This is a genomic window from Candidatus Woesearchaeota archaeon (assembly GCA_003695435.1).
GTDB lineage: Archaea > Nanobdellota > Nanobdellia > Woesearchaeales > UBA11576 > J101.
Map to the genome: position 1 here is coordinate 1 of RFJL01000015.1, position 15,976 is coordinate 15,976.

Here is a 15,976-nt window from a genome sequence, read left to right on the forward strand (position 1 = left end):
AGACGTTCTCCACGACCCCTTCCAATCAGGAGGTCTTGGAACGCCTGCACATGAACGAGTCGTTGCAGGAATGATACACAAAGCACATCAAGGAGTGCTCTTCATCGACGAAATTTCAACACTACAACCACACACACAACAAGAACTCCTCTCAGCAATCCAAGAAAGACGATTCGCAATTAGTGGACAATCAGAAAGAAGTGCAGGAGCAATGGTACGCACAGAACCCGTTCCTTGTGATTTCGTTCTTGTCGCTGCTGGAAATTACGACACTATTGAACACATGCATCCAGCATTGCGCTCACGTATAAGGGGCTACGGATACGAAGTGCACATGAGCGACACGATGAAAGACACACAAGAAAACAGAGACAAACTTGCACGATTCGTCGCACAAGAAGTAAAAAAAGACAAAAAAATACCTCATTTTTCAAGAGAGGCGTGCGAATACATCGTTGTTGAAGCACGCAAAAGGGCAAACAGAAAAGGTCATCTCACCTTGCGCCTAAGAGAACTTGGAGGCATTGTCCGAGCAGCAGGAGACCTTGCAATAGAACAAAAGAAAAAACTCGTAGAACCAGAACACATCAAAGGCGCACTCAAACTCTCCCGATCACTTGAACAACAAATCGCAGACAAATACATTGAACGCAAAAAAGAATACAATGTTATCGTCACCCAAGGCACGCAAATAGGCCGTGTCAATGGACTTGCAGTTATGGGTGCGGGATCCATGATGTCAGGAATCATCCTTCCCATTGAAGCGCAATGCACAATAGGAGGAAAAGAAAAGAACATCGTCGCAACAGGAAAGCTAGGAGAAATTGCAAAAGAAGCAATCATCAACGTCTCAGCAATTATCAAAAGCTTCTTTGGAGATGATCTCAAAGAAAAATACGATATCTACGTACAATTCTTACAGACTTATGAGGGAGTGGAAGGGGATAGCGCATCAATAGCGGTTGCAGTTGCAATCATTTCAGCGCTCAAAGGCCTTCCAGTCAAACAAGACGTAGCAATGACTGGCTCACTCTCAGTACGAGGAAAAGCACTCCCCGTAGGAGGAGTTTCAGCAAAAGTTGAAGCAGCAATTGACGCGGGCATCAAAGAAGTTATTGTTCCAAAAAGCAACCTTAATGACATTGTAATAGAAGAAGCAAAGCTCAAAAAAATAAAAGTACTCCCTGTAGAGAACATCACGCAAGTACTTCATCATGTCATTGATTGGAAGGGCAACAAAAAAATATATGATCAGATCAAGAAGAGTTCTTGATTATTTACCTTTAAGGGACAGCTAAACACTTATTAATTAAAATTCTTTGTTCTCTTGAATGGCTCTTGTTGAACGTATTGAAGCAGGGAAAGAGTTCGAAGTAACGACAGGTAATGTAGACGAGTTTCTTAAACAGATTCAGACGCGTCTGAGATCAGGCATGCCTGTCATCGTGTCAAATTTTTCTTATAACCAAGCGTTAAGACAAACATACCCGTCTATTACGCGTGTTGCTTTTTATTCAGATGGGCGCATCATTCATGATGCATATGGGAAACCTGTCTTTGGAATGAAACAAGTTGGAGAGGTCATCCCTGTGGTGACAGCTCAAGGGTCAAAAGTTCCCGATGAAGATGAAAAGAGGGACTACTGGCACAATCATTTCCAAAGATATTCTGTTGGGACGAGTCCTTCAGCGCAGATCGGCATAAACGCCCCGCGATCAGGTTTGACTGAGCAATACAATGAAGGCACGTTTTCTCCTGCAGGTCCCTCTTCTTGGACGACGAGCTGGTCCAAGAGTCAAACCATTGAGTTTGGATGGGAGCTTTTAGATAGATACCCTGAAGTCTTCAGACATCTGGATTTCATGGAACATGCACGCAACATCTGCATCGATCATTTCTACACTGGAGTCGGTTATCTTCTTCACAATCTCGATACGGATCTTCCAGAGAGCATAAATGAGCTCTTAGGACCTGATATACCTTTGACAAGAAAACAACGCGAATCTATTGGACGGGCCGCAAATCATGCAGCGATTCAAAGCGCCACTTTGAGAGGAATCTCTAATTTAGTGAATGCGGCTATAGGCAATCTATGTCAAAAATATGGTATTCAAGGTTCAAATCCTTGGGTGATGAAGATACCTGAAGGAAGAATTGCTCAAAGTTTTCAAAAGAATAATCCTGTAAGCCCGGGAGATTATGTCATTAATCTATCTAGGGGTAACGACAGACCCATCTTGGGTTTCATTAAATTATCCATTGAAGGTCCTATTGGGTCTGCATTGGTCCATCCGTGCACCCTTGGCGGAACGGATATGCGACGGGGAACAGCAAAAGTTCGGGACTATCATAAACGCGTTCGCGACATGTCTGAAGAACTGATTGAAACCATTACCCGACCAGAGTTCATTGAGCGCTTTTACCCTGTTGGTGTGAGAAAGTAATCACCAGGATACTTCCACTTCATCAGTTCTCAAATAAGGATCAATAGCGGTTTCTTCAATCTTCTGACGCTTGCCAGCTCGGAACTCAAGAAGACCAAGCCATGCAATCATCGCAGCATTATCCACATTGAACTGATTTTCAAGAACGTAACATTTCGCTCCACGTGCCTCGCACATAGAGCGACACATCTCTTGTAACCGTTTATTGCAAGCAACACCTCCTCCAAGAAGTAATTCTTTTTTCCCCGTATGCGCTAGGGCACGCTCGGATACTTCAACAAGCGCTGCAAACGCGTACTCTTGTGCAGAAAATGCGATATCTTCCTTACTTGCCTGGTTTTTCTCAAACATCCTTGTAAGATTTGTTAAAATACCTGAAAAAGAAACATCCATTCCTTTCACAGAGTAAGGAAGCTCAATGAGGTTTTTGCCCTTCGTAGCAAGAGCTTCAATCTTAGGACCCCCAGGAAAGCCCAATTTCATATTCCTTGCAAGGGTATCAAGAAAATTACCAATACCGGTATCAAGCGTCTCACCAAAAACGCGATATTTTCCCCCTTCAAGAGCAATCACCTGCGTATTCGCTCCAGAAGCATAGAGAAGCACAGGATCCTTAACATCAGTCTGCATTTTTCCCACTTCTAGATGTGCAACACAATGATTCACACCAATAATAGGTTTGTCGTAGATGAGCGCAAGGCTCCTTGCAGCAACGGCACCAATACGCAAACAATTTCCAAGACCTGGGCTTTGAGAAAAAGCCACAAGATCAATATCTTTCATCGTCACACCTGCCTTTTCCAATGCATTCTTTACAACAGTGTCACACCACTGCACATGGTGTTGTGCGACTTTTGCAGGAATCATACCCCCTTCTTGAGTCGTGAACGCCTTACGCTCATTAGAGAGAACCTGTTTTTCCCTAATGACAGAGACGCCAAACGTATGCGCGGTTGATTCAATACCTAAGACAATCATATCAACTGAAAAGAAGTAGTGTATTATATAAATATGTGCAGTATTCCCCTGAGTACATGGCTTTCAAAGAACACATCGGCTCAGAGCAAGACTTCTATGACTACGTTAAAGAACACAATCCTCATGCAAATATAGATTTAATTAAAAAAGCATATCATTTTGCTTCCCAAGCACATGAAGGGCAAAAACGCTCAACAGGAGAAGACTATTTCATACACCCCCTCTCCGTTGCAAGAATTCTTGCAGGAATGCGCGCTGATACTGCTACGATCTGCGCAGCACTACTCCACGACACCGTAGAAGACACTTCAACATCTCTTGATAAAGTACGCAAAGAATTCGGAGACGAAATAGCAACGCTTGTTGAAGGAGTAACTAAAACACCTTATGATAAATTTGCAACAAAAGAAGAAGGACAAGCAGAGTACATACGAAAACTTCTTCTTGCCATGACCAACGATGTTCGTGTCATGCTAATTCGACTTGCAGATAGACTTCACAATATGAGAACGCTCTCCGCATTTCGAGATGAGAAAAGAAAACGCATAGCAAAAGAAACTCTTGAAATCTACGCGCCCATAGCTCATAAACTAGGTGTGTGGAGAATAAAAGGCGAACTTGAAGACCTCTCTTTAAGGTACATTGATTTTGATACGTACCTTCGCATAAAAGAGCAAATTGCGGAGAAGAGAGATCAACGAGAAAAAGTAGCTCAAAAAATCGTTGATGAGATAAAATACGCGTTCAAAAAAGAAAATCTTGAAGCAGAAATCTATGGACGAGCAAAATACTTCTACTCCATATACAAAAAAATGCTCAACAAGAAGAAAGAAATAGATCAAATCTATGATCTTATCGCAATTAGGATCATCACAAAATCCATTGAAGAGTGTTACACCGCACTTCAAATAGTGCACAATCTCTACGAACCAGATCTTGAAAGACTTAAGGACTACATCGCCCACCCAAAACCCAACGGGTACAGATCCATTCACACCACAGTAAAATACAACCAAAAGCGCCTCGAAGTACAGATCAGAACAGAAGAAATGCATCACATAGCAGAAGAAGGTGTAGCTGCACATTGGAGATACAAGGGAACGGAAAGAGACAAAAAATTTGATCAGAAAATTGAGTGGACGAAACAGATACTTGACTGGTTGAGAAAATCCAAAAACGCGGTTGATTTTGTAGAAACGCTCCGAGTAGATTTATTTGAAAATGAGATCATTGTTCTTACTCCCAAAGGAGATCCTATCTCTCTTCCAGAGGATGCGTCACCCATTGACTTTGCATTTGCAGTTCATACCGATGTTGGCATGAAGTGCTCAAAAGCAAAAGTCAATAATAAAATAGTTCCACTTGATTATAAACTTAAATCAGGAGATGTGGTTGAAATCATAACTTCTAACAAAGCTACACCTTCAAGAGCATGGCTTAACTTTGTGCTTACTACAAAGGCAAGGTCTAAAATTCGCCAAGCCCTTGGAATTGATGCTGAACACAATCCAAAACAAGCACGTAAAAGACGTGAACAAAAAATACAAGAATCATTTAAAGTAAACCCTGCGCAATACTTGAAGATTGAAGGAAAGCAGGCAACACTCAAGCTTGCAAAGTGCTGTGAGCCTCAAATACACGACGACATACGAGGGTTTTATGCAAAGGATGGAAAGATCTCAGTACATAAAGAGAGTTGTGCAAACATAGCAGCACTTGAAGGACAAAAAGAAGCAAAACTTATCTGGCAAGAGCCAGAAGATCTCAACTGGAGAAAACTAAGAATTTATGTTTCAGACAGGCCAGGCGTTCTTGTAGAAATTCTGGATCTACTTGCGAAGGAAAACGTGGATGTACGATCTGTTACCTCAAGAGCACGTAAAACAAATGTCCTCCTCACTGTCAAGATAGATATGGATAGTGTTAAAGACTTGAATTCAGTTCTTGCAAAAATATCAGATATTGAAGATGTACAAGCGGTAAAAGCAGAAGTATAACTAAAAAATTGTTTTATTTTTTAGAGATTGCTCTTACAGTCACTCCACTCTAGCATACCACACGCAGCATCAATATCACTTCCTCGCGTATGCCTGATGAATGCTTTGTGTCCTGCAACTCTTAATGCTTGCGCAAATTGAGTTATTCTTTGAGAATCTGAGCGTATATAGGCAGTATCTCTTAGTTGCAACTCTCCATTAAGAGGTATCAGATTAAAATTAGTAGGTGCAGTAAATCCCAATGAGAGTAGCGCTTTAACATCTTCATCTCTGTCCGTAAGTCCCTTAATCATCACATACTCAATCATAACAGATTCCCTTCTTTTCTTTGTATAGTCATTGCAGAAAGCAACGAGGTCTTCAACACGCCATTGCTTACACAAAGGCATAAGCACATCGCGAATCTCTTGGAACGGTGAATGAAGTGAAAGAGCTAACTGAGGTTTGAAAGGAAATTCAAGAAATTCTTTCATCTTAGGAAGCACGCCTGATGTTGATATGGTTATTTTCTTATACGGATAGGAGTAGTCTTCATTGAGTTCATGCATAGCTTTTTGTACGTTCTCCCAATTGTTAAGAGGTTCGCCCATACCCATAAACACAAGAGACGTTATTACGTCATGAGCGTAGTGCGTGCGAGGAGAATCTTTTGTGTGCACATCTTTTGCATTTAAAACTTCAAGAGCTGCACGTACTTGTAAGAGAATCTCTTCAACACGAAGATTTCTCACAAAACCCATCTTCGCAGTGTAGCAGAACGTACAGCCCATAGCACAACCCACCTGAGAAGAGATGCACAGCGTGTTCTTCCCTTGTTTTTGAGGTATCAAAACCGCGTGATATCCCTCAAAAAAGAGTTTGATCGTACCATCACTACTCCTTTGCAGTTTTTTTACACTGCTTGGTTTGAAAAGAATCTTCGTCATATAATCTGAAGGTTACCTCAACGTGACTTTGTGAACAAATCCCCTCCATTAACGAAAGTACCTCTTAAAAGGAGATTGTACCGCTGCTGTAAGGGTTAATGGGTATTCTTAATGATGGAAAGCCTGCACTTTTTGTTCGCGTAGGGTTTTGTTGTTGTATTTCCATCATGATAAGTCTATAAAAATCTTTACTCTTTCATCCACAACCGTATGTTGTGTGGATTAGTCTCTTCTTTTCTTTTCTTTTCCTCTTTTTTCTCACCAATGTTAATAAAAAAACACCAACTCTCATCTATTATGGTTGCTAAACATATTTACGTGTTTCCAGGTACTTTTGATCCTTTCACGCGAGGCCACTTATACGTTGCAGAAGTGGGCTCAAGAATCTGTGATGAGCTCATCATTGCAATCGGGTCAAACTCAACAAAGAAAACCAGCCTTTTCACTCTTGATGAGCGCCTTGAGATGATTCAAAAAAGCGTAGAACATCTTCCTAACGTTGTTGCAGATCACTATGAAAATGAATTCCTCGTAGATTATGCCTTACGAAAAAACGCCTGCGCAATTCTTAGAGGGAGAAGACGCTCAGAGAACCCAAAAGACATTAAATATGAGGGAACCCTCGCAGGTATGAATAGGCTTATGGAGCCCGAACTTCCTACCATTTATGTAGATACAGAAGGTGATTTGAGTAAGATTGAAGCGTCCTGGGTACGCTCCTTTGTTACTACACGTAACTGGTCACAAAGAATTGTTGCACACGTTCCCCCAGCAGTTCGTGATATTATGCTTCGAAGGTTCTCCGACCACTAACTTTTTAAATATTCGAAGTACTTTACTCCTCTATGGAAGATGGAACCTATGAATATGAGTGTCGTGCTGTTATGGTAGGACGACTTCCTCGCCGTGGAGACGACCCTTTTAAAACAGTTTCAATCAAGCTATTTAAAGAGGACGATCCTCATAAAAAAGGAGAATTGCCTTTTGAAGAACTAGAAATTCCTAACATAGAGAAAGTTCGTTTTAGACACCTCTTTGTCACCTACTATTTAGAAGGAAACGACTTGATCATTAACCATTTACACAAGTTGCATATGGTAAAAGAAGGGTCTAAGATTGTTCTAAGAGGAATTCAGGGAAGTTACTAATCTCTTCTTTTCCGAGTTTCTTAAAATCTTTTCTCTCTTGTTTTCAACGTAATCTTTCAAAGAATGCGTTCAAACGCTATTCAAAGAGTCTTTTCATCAGCTTGTCTTTATCAAAAGGTTCAAGATCATCATATCCCTGACCTGTTCCTATGAAGAGAATAGGTTTTCCTGTAACAAATGCAGCTGAAATAGCAGCACCTCCCTTTTCATCAACATCTGCTTTTGAGAGTACAATCCCATCAATATTGATGATTTCATTAAATTTCCTTGCTTGATCCACACAGTCATTCCCCGTTGTTGATTCGCCCACGAAAATCTTCAAATCTGGCTTTGCGACCCTGATGATTTTTTCCATTTCTCCCATGAGATTTGTGTTGGAGTGAAGCCTTCCCGCAGTATCTATGAGAACAACATCTGCACCTTTTTCTTTTGCATGCTTAATGCCATCAAACGCAACTGCGGCAGGGTCAGAGCCGTAATCATGTTTAATAAGTTTCACACCGAGGTTTTTTGCATGTTCCTCAAGCTGCTGGATCGCAGCTGCTCTAAATGTGTCTGCTGCTACAAGCACAGGAGTTAATCCTTTTTGCTTAAATGCGTGAGCCAGTTTTGCGATTGTTGTAGTTTTTCCAGTACCATTAATACCGACGAAAACAATGACGTATGGTTTCTTTTCTTTAACCTTCTCAAAAATATCTATGGTCTCAAACGTGAGAATCTCATCAAGAGATGAGCGGAGTTGTTCAAAAACTATTGTTCCGATTTCTGATCTGTTAATTTTCTTATCAACCAGACGCTCTTTCATATCGTTCTTAATTTTTTCAATCACTTCAAGCGCAACATTGTTTTCAAGAAGTACAATTTCAAGATCAAAGAAGAGATCATCAAATTTAGATTCAGAAAGTTTTTTTGTGGTAATACTCTCTTTTACTCGTGAGAAAAATCCTTTTTTCGTTTCGAGTTCTTCCTCTGCGTTTTCACTTTCAACATCAGATGTTTTTTGAGTATCTTCTTTGTCTTCTTCTACAACCGTTTCTTGTAGTGTATCCTCAGTAGAACTGTCCTGTGAAGAGGACTCCTCTTCTTTTTTGAATAATCGTGAGAAGAAACTCTTTTTCGTCTCCTTGGTTACTTTCTCTTCAATATCACGCGCTTCTTCGACGAGCTCTTTTGCTTCAGCTTCTAAATCATCGCTTACTTCTTCTTGGGCTGATTTCGTAGTCTTCTTAGCATCCTTTCTGTTTTTCTTTCCCGTACTCTTTGTGCTAGTCTCATCTACAACTTTTGCAGATGATTGTTTTTGTTTAGTACTTGTTGCATTTTCTTCTTGATCTGCTGTGCTCTGTTGCTTTACTTTTTTTGCCAAATCTTTTTTAGAATCTGTTGATTGTTTTCTTTTCTTTTGTTCTTTTTTCTCTTCTGTTTTCTTCTTACTTTTCTTTTCTTTCGTATCTGCTTTTGATTTGGTTGTGCTTTCTTTTTCTGTTTTTTTTATCTTCTCTTCTACTTCTGCTATTTCTTCTATCGTTTCAGCATTCTCATCAATATCTTTTGAGAATTTATCAACTGCGTTCTTGAGTTTTTCTTTAAGAAACTTAAACATTGGTGATCTCCCGAGCCTTTTTTTCAAGCTCTTGAGCTTCCTTGTACGTGTTTTCTAAACGTTGCATTAATTCACTGCGAAACATAAGAATGTCTTTGAGTTGCTTGTCCATAAGCTCCTTTGCTTCTGCAATACTTTTCTTGACACAAACACTTGCGCCAACATTTATGAGAACGTCATCAACTTTTTCGAGCTTTGCTCTAACAAAGATGCCATTTGCGAGAGGAACATAGTTCTCCTCACCGCCATTGGCATGTGCAATCTGATCAAGGCTGTGTTTAATGTCATTAATTTGAGAAATCTGCTCTTCAACACGTTCTATTTGTTGTTGCATCGCGTTAATCTTACGATCTGCTGTTTGAAGTGCAAGGTAAACCTCCTTTGCCTCGTCCTCTTTGTTACGCTCTTTAGTCATAGTTTCTTTAGTAATTGTTTCAAGTACTGTTCGTAGTTATACTCTGCTGCGAGTTCTTGGGGAAAGATATCCCTCTCAACACGGTCTTTTTCAAATGCTTGTAGTTCTTGTTTTACAAGTTCCTTTAAAAATTTCTTATCTTTTTCTGATAGCATAGCATACACCTCATTTAGTAGTAAGGAAACCTAAACATTCATCTGCAAAGGTCACTTCGGGACCTGCAGATAATTCGCCAATGATAAACCCCTTGGAATTTGTTAAAATACCTGATCGAATATAGGGTGATCCTAAATTAATAGTACTTGCTTCAACTTCAATTTGTAATGCATCTTCAACAAGTTCTTTTTCAGTATCTTCAATTTCTCTGTGAACTATTCCTCCGTTTGCGTTGATCGCAGCGCAAGCTCCAACAATCTCTAGATTTGCGATGGTCGCTCTTTGGGTTGGAACGCCAAGAGCATCTTGAATTGCCTGGAGTTGTTCATCAGTAAATTCTGGGTTTATTAGCGCACCTTGATCATTACATAAAATGTTGTTTCCAAGCGCTGTGAGTTTAGTATCAATGAGGGTATACTTAATACCGAGTTTATCAAGTTGTGCGCGTTCATCATCAAAAATGATGTTAGGAACAAGAATTCCTTTGCTATTTCCTGCAACAAAAACGCCGATAAGAGACGTTCCTGCAACGGTGATGCGATGAACTGGCACTTTGAGTACTTTTTCATACTCTTTTACAAGATCTTCGGGTACTTCAATACCTACAAGGGCGAAGTCATCAGTAACATAACCGTAAAGCCCTACATTGGGATTTCCGTTAATAGATGTTTTGAGTAGGTGCATGGGTGGTAACGCATTGATTTGATTTATAAAGGTTCGTGAGTGTTTTTAAGCTGAATTCTCAATTTCATTCACGCATTACTCTATCTTTGATGTTTGCTTTTATTTCTGCTTGTCTCAAATGATTTGATTTTTGTCTCTGTTCCTGCGAGTTAGGCAAAACCCAGACTGAAGAGGTTGATAAGCAGAGCAGTAACAAAAAATAATGAATATCCTAGTGCGATATCACTAAACAGCGTTGGAAGATCTTCTCTTACGTATTGCGCGCCGCTAATCATTCCTAAGAGGAAGATAAGACTTGCAAATACATCTGCATAGGCGCTTCTAAATGCAAAAAAGAGAACAGGTGCCAAAAAGACATAAAACACCTGACGAAATTCCTCATAAAACTTCGCAGTGAAGATGAAAAATACTACGCATAAGAGGGCAATAAGGAGGATCGTTGAAAATTCCTTACCTAGTGCAAGGTATATGCCAAGACATACAATTGTTGCAAAGACAAAGGGTTCAAGAACGCGGTATATTAAAGAATAATTCTCTTTTGGGGTGAAAAAACTGATGAGACCTCCTAAAAAAGTACTTGCATAGGCAAGCGCACTTACCAAGATAAATACAAGCGCTTCTTCCATAAACTTAATATCTCCACTCGCTATGACCCCATTGGATCAAAAGATCAGCACCCAATCGTTCTGCTTCGAGCGCTAAGTCACATGCGCCAAAACAACTGCCTCCCCAAATCAACACTTGAGCAGAAGTGTGTTCTCTGATCTGATCTGCAATTTCTTTAGCCCGAGGTTTAAGACCATCAGGCAACTGAATACAGACCATTTTGGCATTCTGCTTTTTGATGTAGTCAATTGCCTTATCAAGCTCTAAGTCATAGTTCATGGATTCGTTGCGGAAAAAGAAGTTTAAAAGACTTGTGGCAGAATTCAGCTTTGCACGGCAACTTTAAGAGGATTATCTAGGGCGACGGGGGGAATAGTGCAAATTGCTTCTTGCTCAACAGAACCTGTTTCACCATACACTCGCACAGGAAGGGTAAACGAATTCTCTTCCAAAGGCACTACCACGCATCCTTCAATAAAACGAGGAGAACTAGCTTTCTCATCAAGATAACTACCGCCCAACGTCATAGTGAGAATACCAAGAGCTACTGCAAAGACAATGAGTAACAGTGTTGCTGCAAGTGGTGAGACTCCTTTTGAATTCATAATTCCTTATTAATCCTCTCAAGCGTGTCATTAATTGAACTAAGATCATCTAGTCCTGCTTGGTTCTTGCGATAGTCTAATTCAACTAAAAGCGCGTAGATAAACATAGAAATAATAACCACATTAAACAGCGTTGAAGGAACATAGATGATACCCGTTCCCGCAAGGCCGCCTACAATTTTTTTGATGATAAAGACAATCATTGCATAAAACATGATGCGCCAAGTCCTCATATCAGGACCATCATATTTGCTAATGAGTCTTATGATAAGTGCGAATGCAACAATGCCAATAATGTGGACCGCAACGTTAAATGCAATTTCCGTGGGAGTGCTGCCAAAATAACTCATGCAACCACCCCTTTTTTCTCTTTAAGCTTAAAAATTACGGCGAGTATGAAGAAGATGATAACGCCAAGTTCAATTGCGGGAAGATAATCTCTAAAGGAAATAAAACCAAATGCATCAAGTGTTCCCATCACTTCACCAAATGCGAAGATTAAAAGTGCAAAGGTAAGAAACGTCCAAGGACGCACATTATCGTCATTTCTCAAAAACAGTCGAATACACAAAACTCCTGCAACAAGGGATAAGAAAACATCCATAATTTTCAAAACGCCTTGCACGAAAAGAGGATCGACTGCCATTGGAATACTCAGTGCGAAAGTGTATTTATAAATGTTACGAGCAAGAGCTACAATTCCTGTTGAGAGGAGTTGTTCTCAACTCGTCAGCGGTTAATCCTTCCTTTCAGTATCTTCTCATGATGGTTTGCTTTTGTGCTTTGTTTCTTGCTTTGTTTCTTGCTTTGTTTCTTGTTTATGTTTTCATACCGTTGCACTCTTGCAGGGTTTTCTTGCACTCGACAGTTCAGAGGAATCTCAAACAGAGATCATTATTTTGTCAAAAAGCTCTCCCGCTCAATTTCTTCGAGCACGTAATGCGTTTTTTCTTCAATAATGTTAAACTCATCAAGCGATTCAAGGAATTTTTCAGCTTCTTGCATATTCTCAAATACGCCCTCAACAATAAAATCATAGCCATTGTTGATGCGAAGAAGTGTATTCGTATTGGGATGATTCTTTAAAAATGATCGCAACGCGTCTTTGTGTGCCTTTTCAACCTTGATGATGGTGTGGGTAAGACAAGAATAGCCCATCTCCTGATAATTAAGCAACACGGTAAATCTCTTAAGCGCAGAAGATCGCCTTATACGCTCAAAAATGCTCGAAACCGGCATGTGGAGAGTTCTGCTCAACATAGTAAGCTTTTCTCTACCATTTTTTCTCAACTCTTGATATAATTTCATGTTTTTCATACATTCACCTCTAAACAAGAAAGAAGCAAAGAATTGGTTTAACCTTAATCCTTAAAGTATATAATTTACTATATAATTATATACTTCATATCTATATGTACCACTCAATTGTTGAGGTTTGTGATAGTGAAAAGAAAAGTCATACAACTTGCAGGAAAAACTCTTGTCGTCTCGTTACCTACAAAATGGGCAAGAGAACACGGAATAGAGAAAGGAGACGAAGTAGAAGTTACAGAAGATGGATCAATAATTACCATTAGTAAAGATTCTCCCACTCATCTGAGTAAAAGCGCGGTTGAGCTTGACATTTCAGGAAAAAAAGAGATGGCAAAACGCATGGTAGCTTCACTATACAAAGCAGGCGTTGATGAAATCAGAGTGCTTTACTCATCAGAAGAAGAACTGCAAAAAGTCAAGGAAGTACTCCAAGAAACATGCCTCGGATACGAAATATTCTTGCAAGGAGAAAATAGCATTGAAATCAAAAACATCTCCACAATTGACGAAACCCAATTCGATCGATTTTTGCGCAGAGCGTTTCACATCATGCACACCATGGCAGATGACGTGGTAAAAGGGATAGAAACAAAAGACAAAGACTTACTTTTTGACGTGTTCTCACGAGACCTTGATGTTAACAAGCTTACAGATCTGTGCAGAAGACTCATAAACAAAAACGCATATACGGGGCAAAACCCAGAGTCACTTTACTTTATCATTGAACAACTAGAGAAAATCTCAGACATCTTTAAAGATATTGGAAAAAGACTCTCCAAAGAAGATGCGCAACTTCCCTCAAAAGAACTCTTAGAACTCATTAAAGAAGCGGCAGTGTTTTACAAATCATTCCAAGACCTCTTCTACGTCTTTAATTGGGAAAAACTTCACGCGTTCAGACTCAAAAAAGATGAACTCCTTCCAAAGATAGACGAGGCATTCAACACTCTTGAAAAGAAAGACCTTCGTATACTCTCCCTTGTAGATCTTCTAGCGCAACAAACCTATGATCTTAATGGCGCGCTTATTGCCTATCACACCACGTTCTAAACCAACGTGCTTGTGAACTACGTAGAAAAACTTCTTCGTGTTTTACCCATTAGATATTCACCAATTGCGCATACATTAAGTGCGTATACATTAATTGCATATACATTAAGTTTTATCTTGAGGGGAGAGTATTGCACTACAAGTTTAGCCGTGTAAGTTCTTCACGAATAAGGTTTTCAAATCGAGTTCCCTGGACAAGATCTTGTAGACGTTCAACACGAGAAGGAACAACCCGTTGAATATATTCTTTATGCTCGCTGTCCGCTTTTTCAAGTTCACCAAGACGATCCTTGATAATGGTAATGTGGCGCAAAATACGATTTGCAAAAAACTGCTCTTGCGCTTCTCGAGGAGGGTTTTCAAAACAACGCAAAAATTCCTTACTCGTTGCTCCCTCTTCTTGATACCACTCATGTACTTTGCGAGCTTGCTCCTGAGTAAGAGTGCTGTGCGCAAGAGCGTAGTCAAAGGAGAAGAGTTGTTGAATGAGCTCTTCAGAAGCACCAAACGCAGGGTCATCAAGAAGTGTTGCTACGTCATGAGTTACGGGCATCCAAAAAACAGTGTCAAGGTCAAGCCGTCGGAGATTCCAACCTTCTATAAAATTGCGAAAACTACTATTGGTATACCAACACCGAGGAGCGCCATCAATACTGTTAAGAATCTCTGAAAATTCATCCCCTATTCCTTTGCCTCGCACATAGTCTTTAAACCAATCATAGCGTTCATAAAAGAAAGAATGCTTACGTAAAACATCGTTAAACAAAAGCGCATCAACAACGCTACCTAGCTTAAGGTCTTTTCCCTTCTCTTCAAAGGTAGGATCATTTGAACTTGCGATGTAAAGAATACAACAATCGTCATACTGAACAAATGCATGTACGCTCGGAATGGAATAGCATCGATGAGTTATTGGAAGGTTTGCACTTGGGGAAATCACATATCTTGATGCAAGCTCATTAAACGCACGCATAAAGGAGGTAATTTTAAAATACGCAGAGTCATCGCGAAGAATCTCTTCTAATTGCGAGGGCATAGAATATCTTAACAAGATGTTTTGATTAATGTGGATGCGGATGTTTTCTTGAGCTTCAATCTCTCCACTTGTGTAAAGCATGTGAATAAAATCACACGCAGTAGCAGGGGTAATGGATTGAAGAAAGGGAATTTGTGATAGGATCGACATAAGACCGCTACTCTCATCGGCGAGTAATGATAGAATATCGACTTCTTGTTCTTGTGTGTCTCGGATTCTTTCTTCGACTAACGCACCAAGAGCTGTAAATTCTTCTTCAAACTTAGCATAGTGTTCTTGTTCTCGTTTCTCCTCTGCCAAGGGATCCTCAAGAAGATTAGTTACAAGAGAAACACTCTCTTTGTAGTCTTCTTCGTTATGCGCTCTTCTTCTGACAATTTTGGTAGTTATTCTGTATATGGGGTCTTGCGTAGCAAAATAGTTACTTGCAGGAAGTCTTTTTTTGGCATCTATGCTATACTTGTTTCTTGGAGGAAGTGTTTGTTTTGCAATGTGCGGTCGTTGCTCGAACAATTTCATGCAGGCAACACCAAGAAGGTTTATTCTTTGAGTTGTTGTACAATTATCTGCCATAGCGCAAAGCTCTTCATAAGTGATGCAGCTCTGTTCGCTAAACGGTGCTAGTTCATAGAGACGCATTTTTTTTTCAGCTGTTTCAAACCCGAAATCCTCGAATGCGAATTCGGAGTGTTGTTCGATCCAAGAATCTGGCTGGGTTGAGAGCAAATCATATTCTCTTTTATATCGCAAGGGATCACTTTCATAAAGCGTTTTAAAGTATGAGAAGACTGACTTTGAAATTTCATAAGGGACAAGGGTGAATGCACCAATATGGGCTAGAGCCTCTTCTTCGGCAATCTCGGAAATCGTTGAGAGAAATTCAAAAAACTCATCATCGCGATCTCTTAACTCTTCAAGAGTATCCTCCTGGGTTTCGTCACCTGCTAAAACATCAAACAAAAAATGATCGAAATTAGTTGTATCATCAGAGTCCATATCCGCAGAAAAGACTCA

At 40.0% G+C, this 15,976-nt stretch carries 18 protein-coding genes; 6 read left to right on the top strand and 12 right to left on the bottom strand.

Annotated elements, in window-relative coordinates:
* Together lonB and D6774_01055 are read left to right on the top strand one after the other, a co-directional pair.
* Window positions 1–1,273: ATP-dependent protease LonB (lonB, locus tag D6774_01050; protein ID RME78456.1), on the top strand; the 1,273-nt coding region annotated here is incomplete at its 5' end.
* A 58-nt stretch (window positions 1,274–1,331) separates the two neighbouring features.
* On the top strand, window positions 1,332–2,444 hold the full coding sequence (locus D6774_01055) for a hypothetical protein (GenBank protein ID RME78457.1): 1,113 nt from the start codon (window positions 1,332–1,334) through the stop codon (window positions 2,442–2,444).
* On the opposite strand, the gene D6774_01060 is transcribed toward D6774_01055, so the two are convergent.
* Window positions 2,445–3,422 carry a bifunctional N(6)-L-threonylcarbamoyladenine synthase/serine/threonine protein kinase gene (locus D6774_01060; protein ID RME78458.1) on the bottom strand — a complete coding sequence of 326 codons (978 nt, stop codon included), beginning with the start codon at window positions 3,420–3,422 and terminating at the stop codon, window positions 2,445–2,447.
* Between the two features lie 56 nt (window positions 3,423–3,478).
* Here D6774_01060 and D6774_01065 point away from each other — a divergent pair, with 56 nt between their 5' ends.
* Entirely contained in the window at window positions 3,479–5,419 is a 1,941-nt protein-coding gene (locus D6774_01065) for a bifunctional (p)ppGpp synthetase/guanosine-3',5'-bis(diphosphate) 3'-pyrophosphohydrolase (protein RME78459.1), read from the top strand.
* A gap of 20 nt (window positions 5,420–5,439) precedes the next feature.
* On the opposite strand, the gene D6774_01070 is transcribed toward D6774_01065, so the two are convergent.
* Entirely contained in the window at window positions 5,440–6,345 is a 906-nt protein-coding gene (locus D6774_01070; protein RME78460.1) for a 23S rRNA (adenine(2503)-C(2))-methyltransferase RlmN, read from the bottom strand.
* A gap of 210 nt (window positions 6,346–6,555) precedes the next feature.
* On the opposite strand from D6774_01070, the gene coaD reads away from it, so the two are divergent.
* Window positions 6,556–7,158, top strand: a complete 603-nt coding sequence (coaD, locus tag D6774_01075) for a pantetheine-phosphate adenylyltransferase (protein ID RME78461.1) — start codon at window positions 6,556–6,558, stop codon at window positions 7,156–7,158.
* Between the two features lie 32 nt (window positions 7,159–7,190).
* Window positions 7,191–7,493 (top strand): hypothetical protein, encoded by a 303-nt coding sequence (locus D6774_01080; GenBank protein ID RME78462.1) that lies wholly within the window; start codon window positions 7,191–7,193, stop codon window positions 7,491–7,493.
* A gap of 76 nt (window positions 7,494–7,569) precedes the next feature.
* On the opposite strand, the gene ftsY is transcribed toward D6774_01080, so the two are convergent.
* The 9 genes from ftsY to D6774_01125 form a co-directional block, all read right to left on the bottom strand.
* Window positions 7,570–9,096 carry a signal recognition particle-docking protein FtsY gene (gene ftsY / locus D6774_01085; GenBank protein RME78463.1) on the bottom strand — a complete coding sequence of 509 codons (1,527 nt, stop codon included), beginning with the start codon at window positions 9,094–9,096 and terminating at the stop codon, window positions 7,570–7,572.
* Window positions 9,089–9,511 carry a prefoldin subunit alpha gene (gene pfdA, locus D6774_01090; GenBank protein RME78464.1) on the bottom strand — a complete coding sequence of 141 codons (423 nt, stop codon included), beginning with the start codon at window positions 9,509–9,511 and terminating at the stop codon, window positions 9,089–9,091. The genes ftsY and pfdA overlap by 8 nt, the downstream gene beginning before the upstream one ends.
* Window positions 9,512–9,676: 165 nt before the next feature.
* Window positions 9,677–10,351, bottom strand: a complete 675-nt coding sequence (locus D6774_01095; GenBank protein ID RME78465.1) for a translation initiation factor IF-6 — start codon at window positions 10,349–10,351, stop codon at window positions 9,677–9,679.
* Between the two features lie 149 nt (window positions 10,352–10,500).
* On the bottom strand, window positions 10,501–10,977 hold the full coding sequence (locus tag D6774_01100; GenBank protein ID RME78466.1) for a hypothetical protein: 477 nt from the start codon (window positions 10,975–10,977) through the stop codon (window positions 10,501–10,503).
* Window positions 10,978–10,981: 4 nt separating this feature from the next.
* Entirely contained in the window at window positions 10,982–11,236 is a 255-nt protein-coding gene (locus tag D6774_01105) for a hypothetical protein (protein RME78467.1), read from the bottom strand.
* Between the two features lie 44 nt (window positions 11,237–11,280).
* Window positions 11,281–11,562: a hypothetical protein gene (locus D6774_01110; protein ID RME78468.1), complete on the bottom strand. Its 282-nt coding sequence runs from the start codon at window positions 11,560–11,562 to the stop codon at window positions 11,281–11,283.
* A complete protein-coding gene (locus D6774_01115; GenBank protein RME78469.1) occupies window positions 11,559–11,912 on the bottom strand; it encodes a hypothetical protein in 354 nt (117 codons plus the stop codon). The genes D6774_01110 and D6774_01115 overlap by 4 nt, the downstream gene beginning before the upstream one ends.
* Complete coding sequence (locus D6774_01120; protein RME78470.1) at window positions 11,909–12,208, bottom strand: hypothetical protein; 300 nt, start codon at window positions 12,206–12,208, stop codon at window positions 11,909–11,911. The genes D6774_01115 and D6774_01120 overlap by 4 nt, the downstream gene beginning before the upstream one ends.
* Window positions 12,209–12,456: 248 nt before the next feature.
* Window positions 12,457–12,879 carry an Lrp/AsnC family transcriptional regulator gene (locus D6774_01125; GenBank protein RME78471.1) on the bottom strand — a complete coding sequence of 141 codons (423 nt, stop codon included), beginning with the start codon at window positions 12,877–12,879 and terminating at the stop codon, window positions 12,457–12,459.
* A 108-nt stretch (window positions 12,880–12,987) separates the two neighbouring features.
* Here D6774_01125 and D6774_01130 point away from each other — a divergent pair, with 108 nt between their 5' ends.
* Window positions 12,988–13,926, top strand: coding sequence for a phosphate uptake regulator PhoU (locus tag D6774_01130; GenBank protein ID RME78472.1), 939 nt, complete (start codon window positions 12,988–12,990; stop codon window positions 13,924–13,926).
* Between the two features lie 136 nt (window positions 13,927–14,062).
* On the opposite strand, the gene D6774_01135 is transcribed toward D6774_01130, so the two are convergent.
* Window positions 14,063–15,958 carry a hypothetical protein gene (locus D6774_01135; protein ID RME78473.1) on the bottom strand — a complete coding sequence of 632 codons (1,896 nt, stop codon included), beginning with the start codon at window positions 15,956–15,958 and terminating at the stop codon, window positions 14,063–14,065.
* Window positions 15,959–15,976 lie beyond the last annotated feature (18 nt).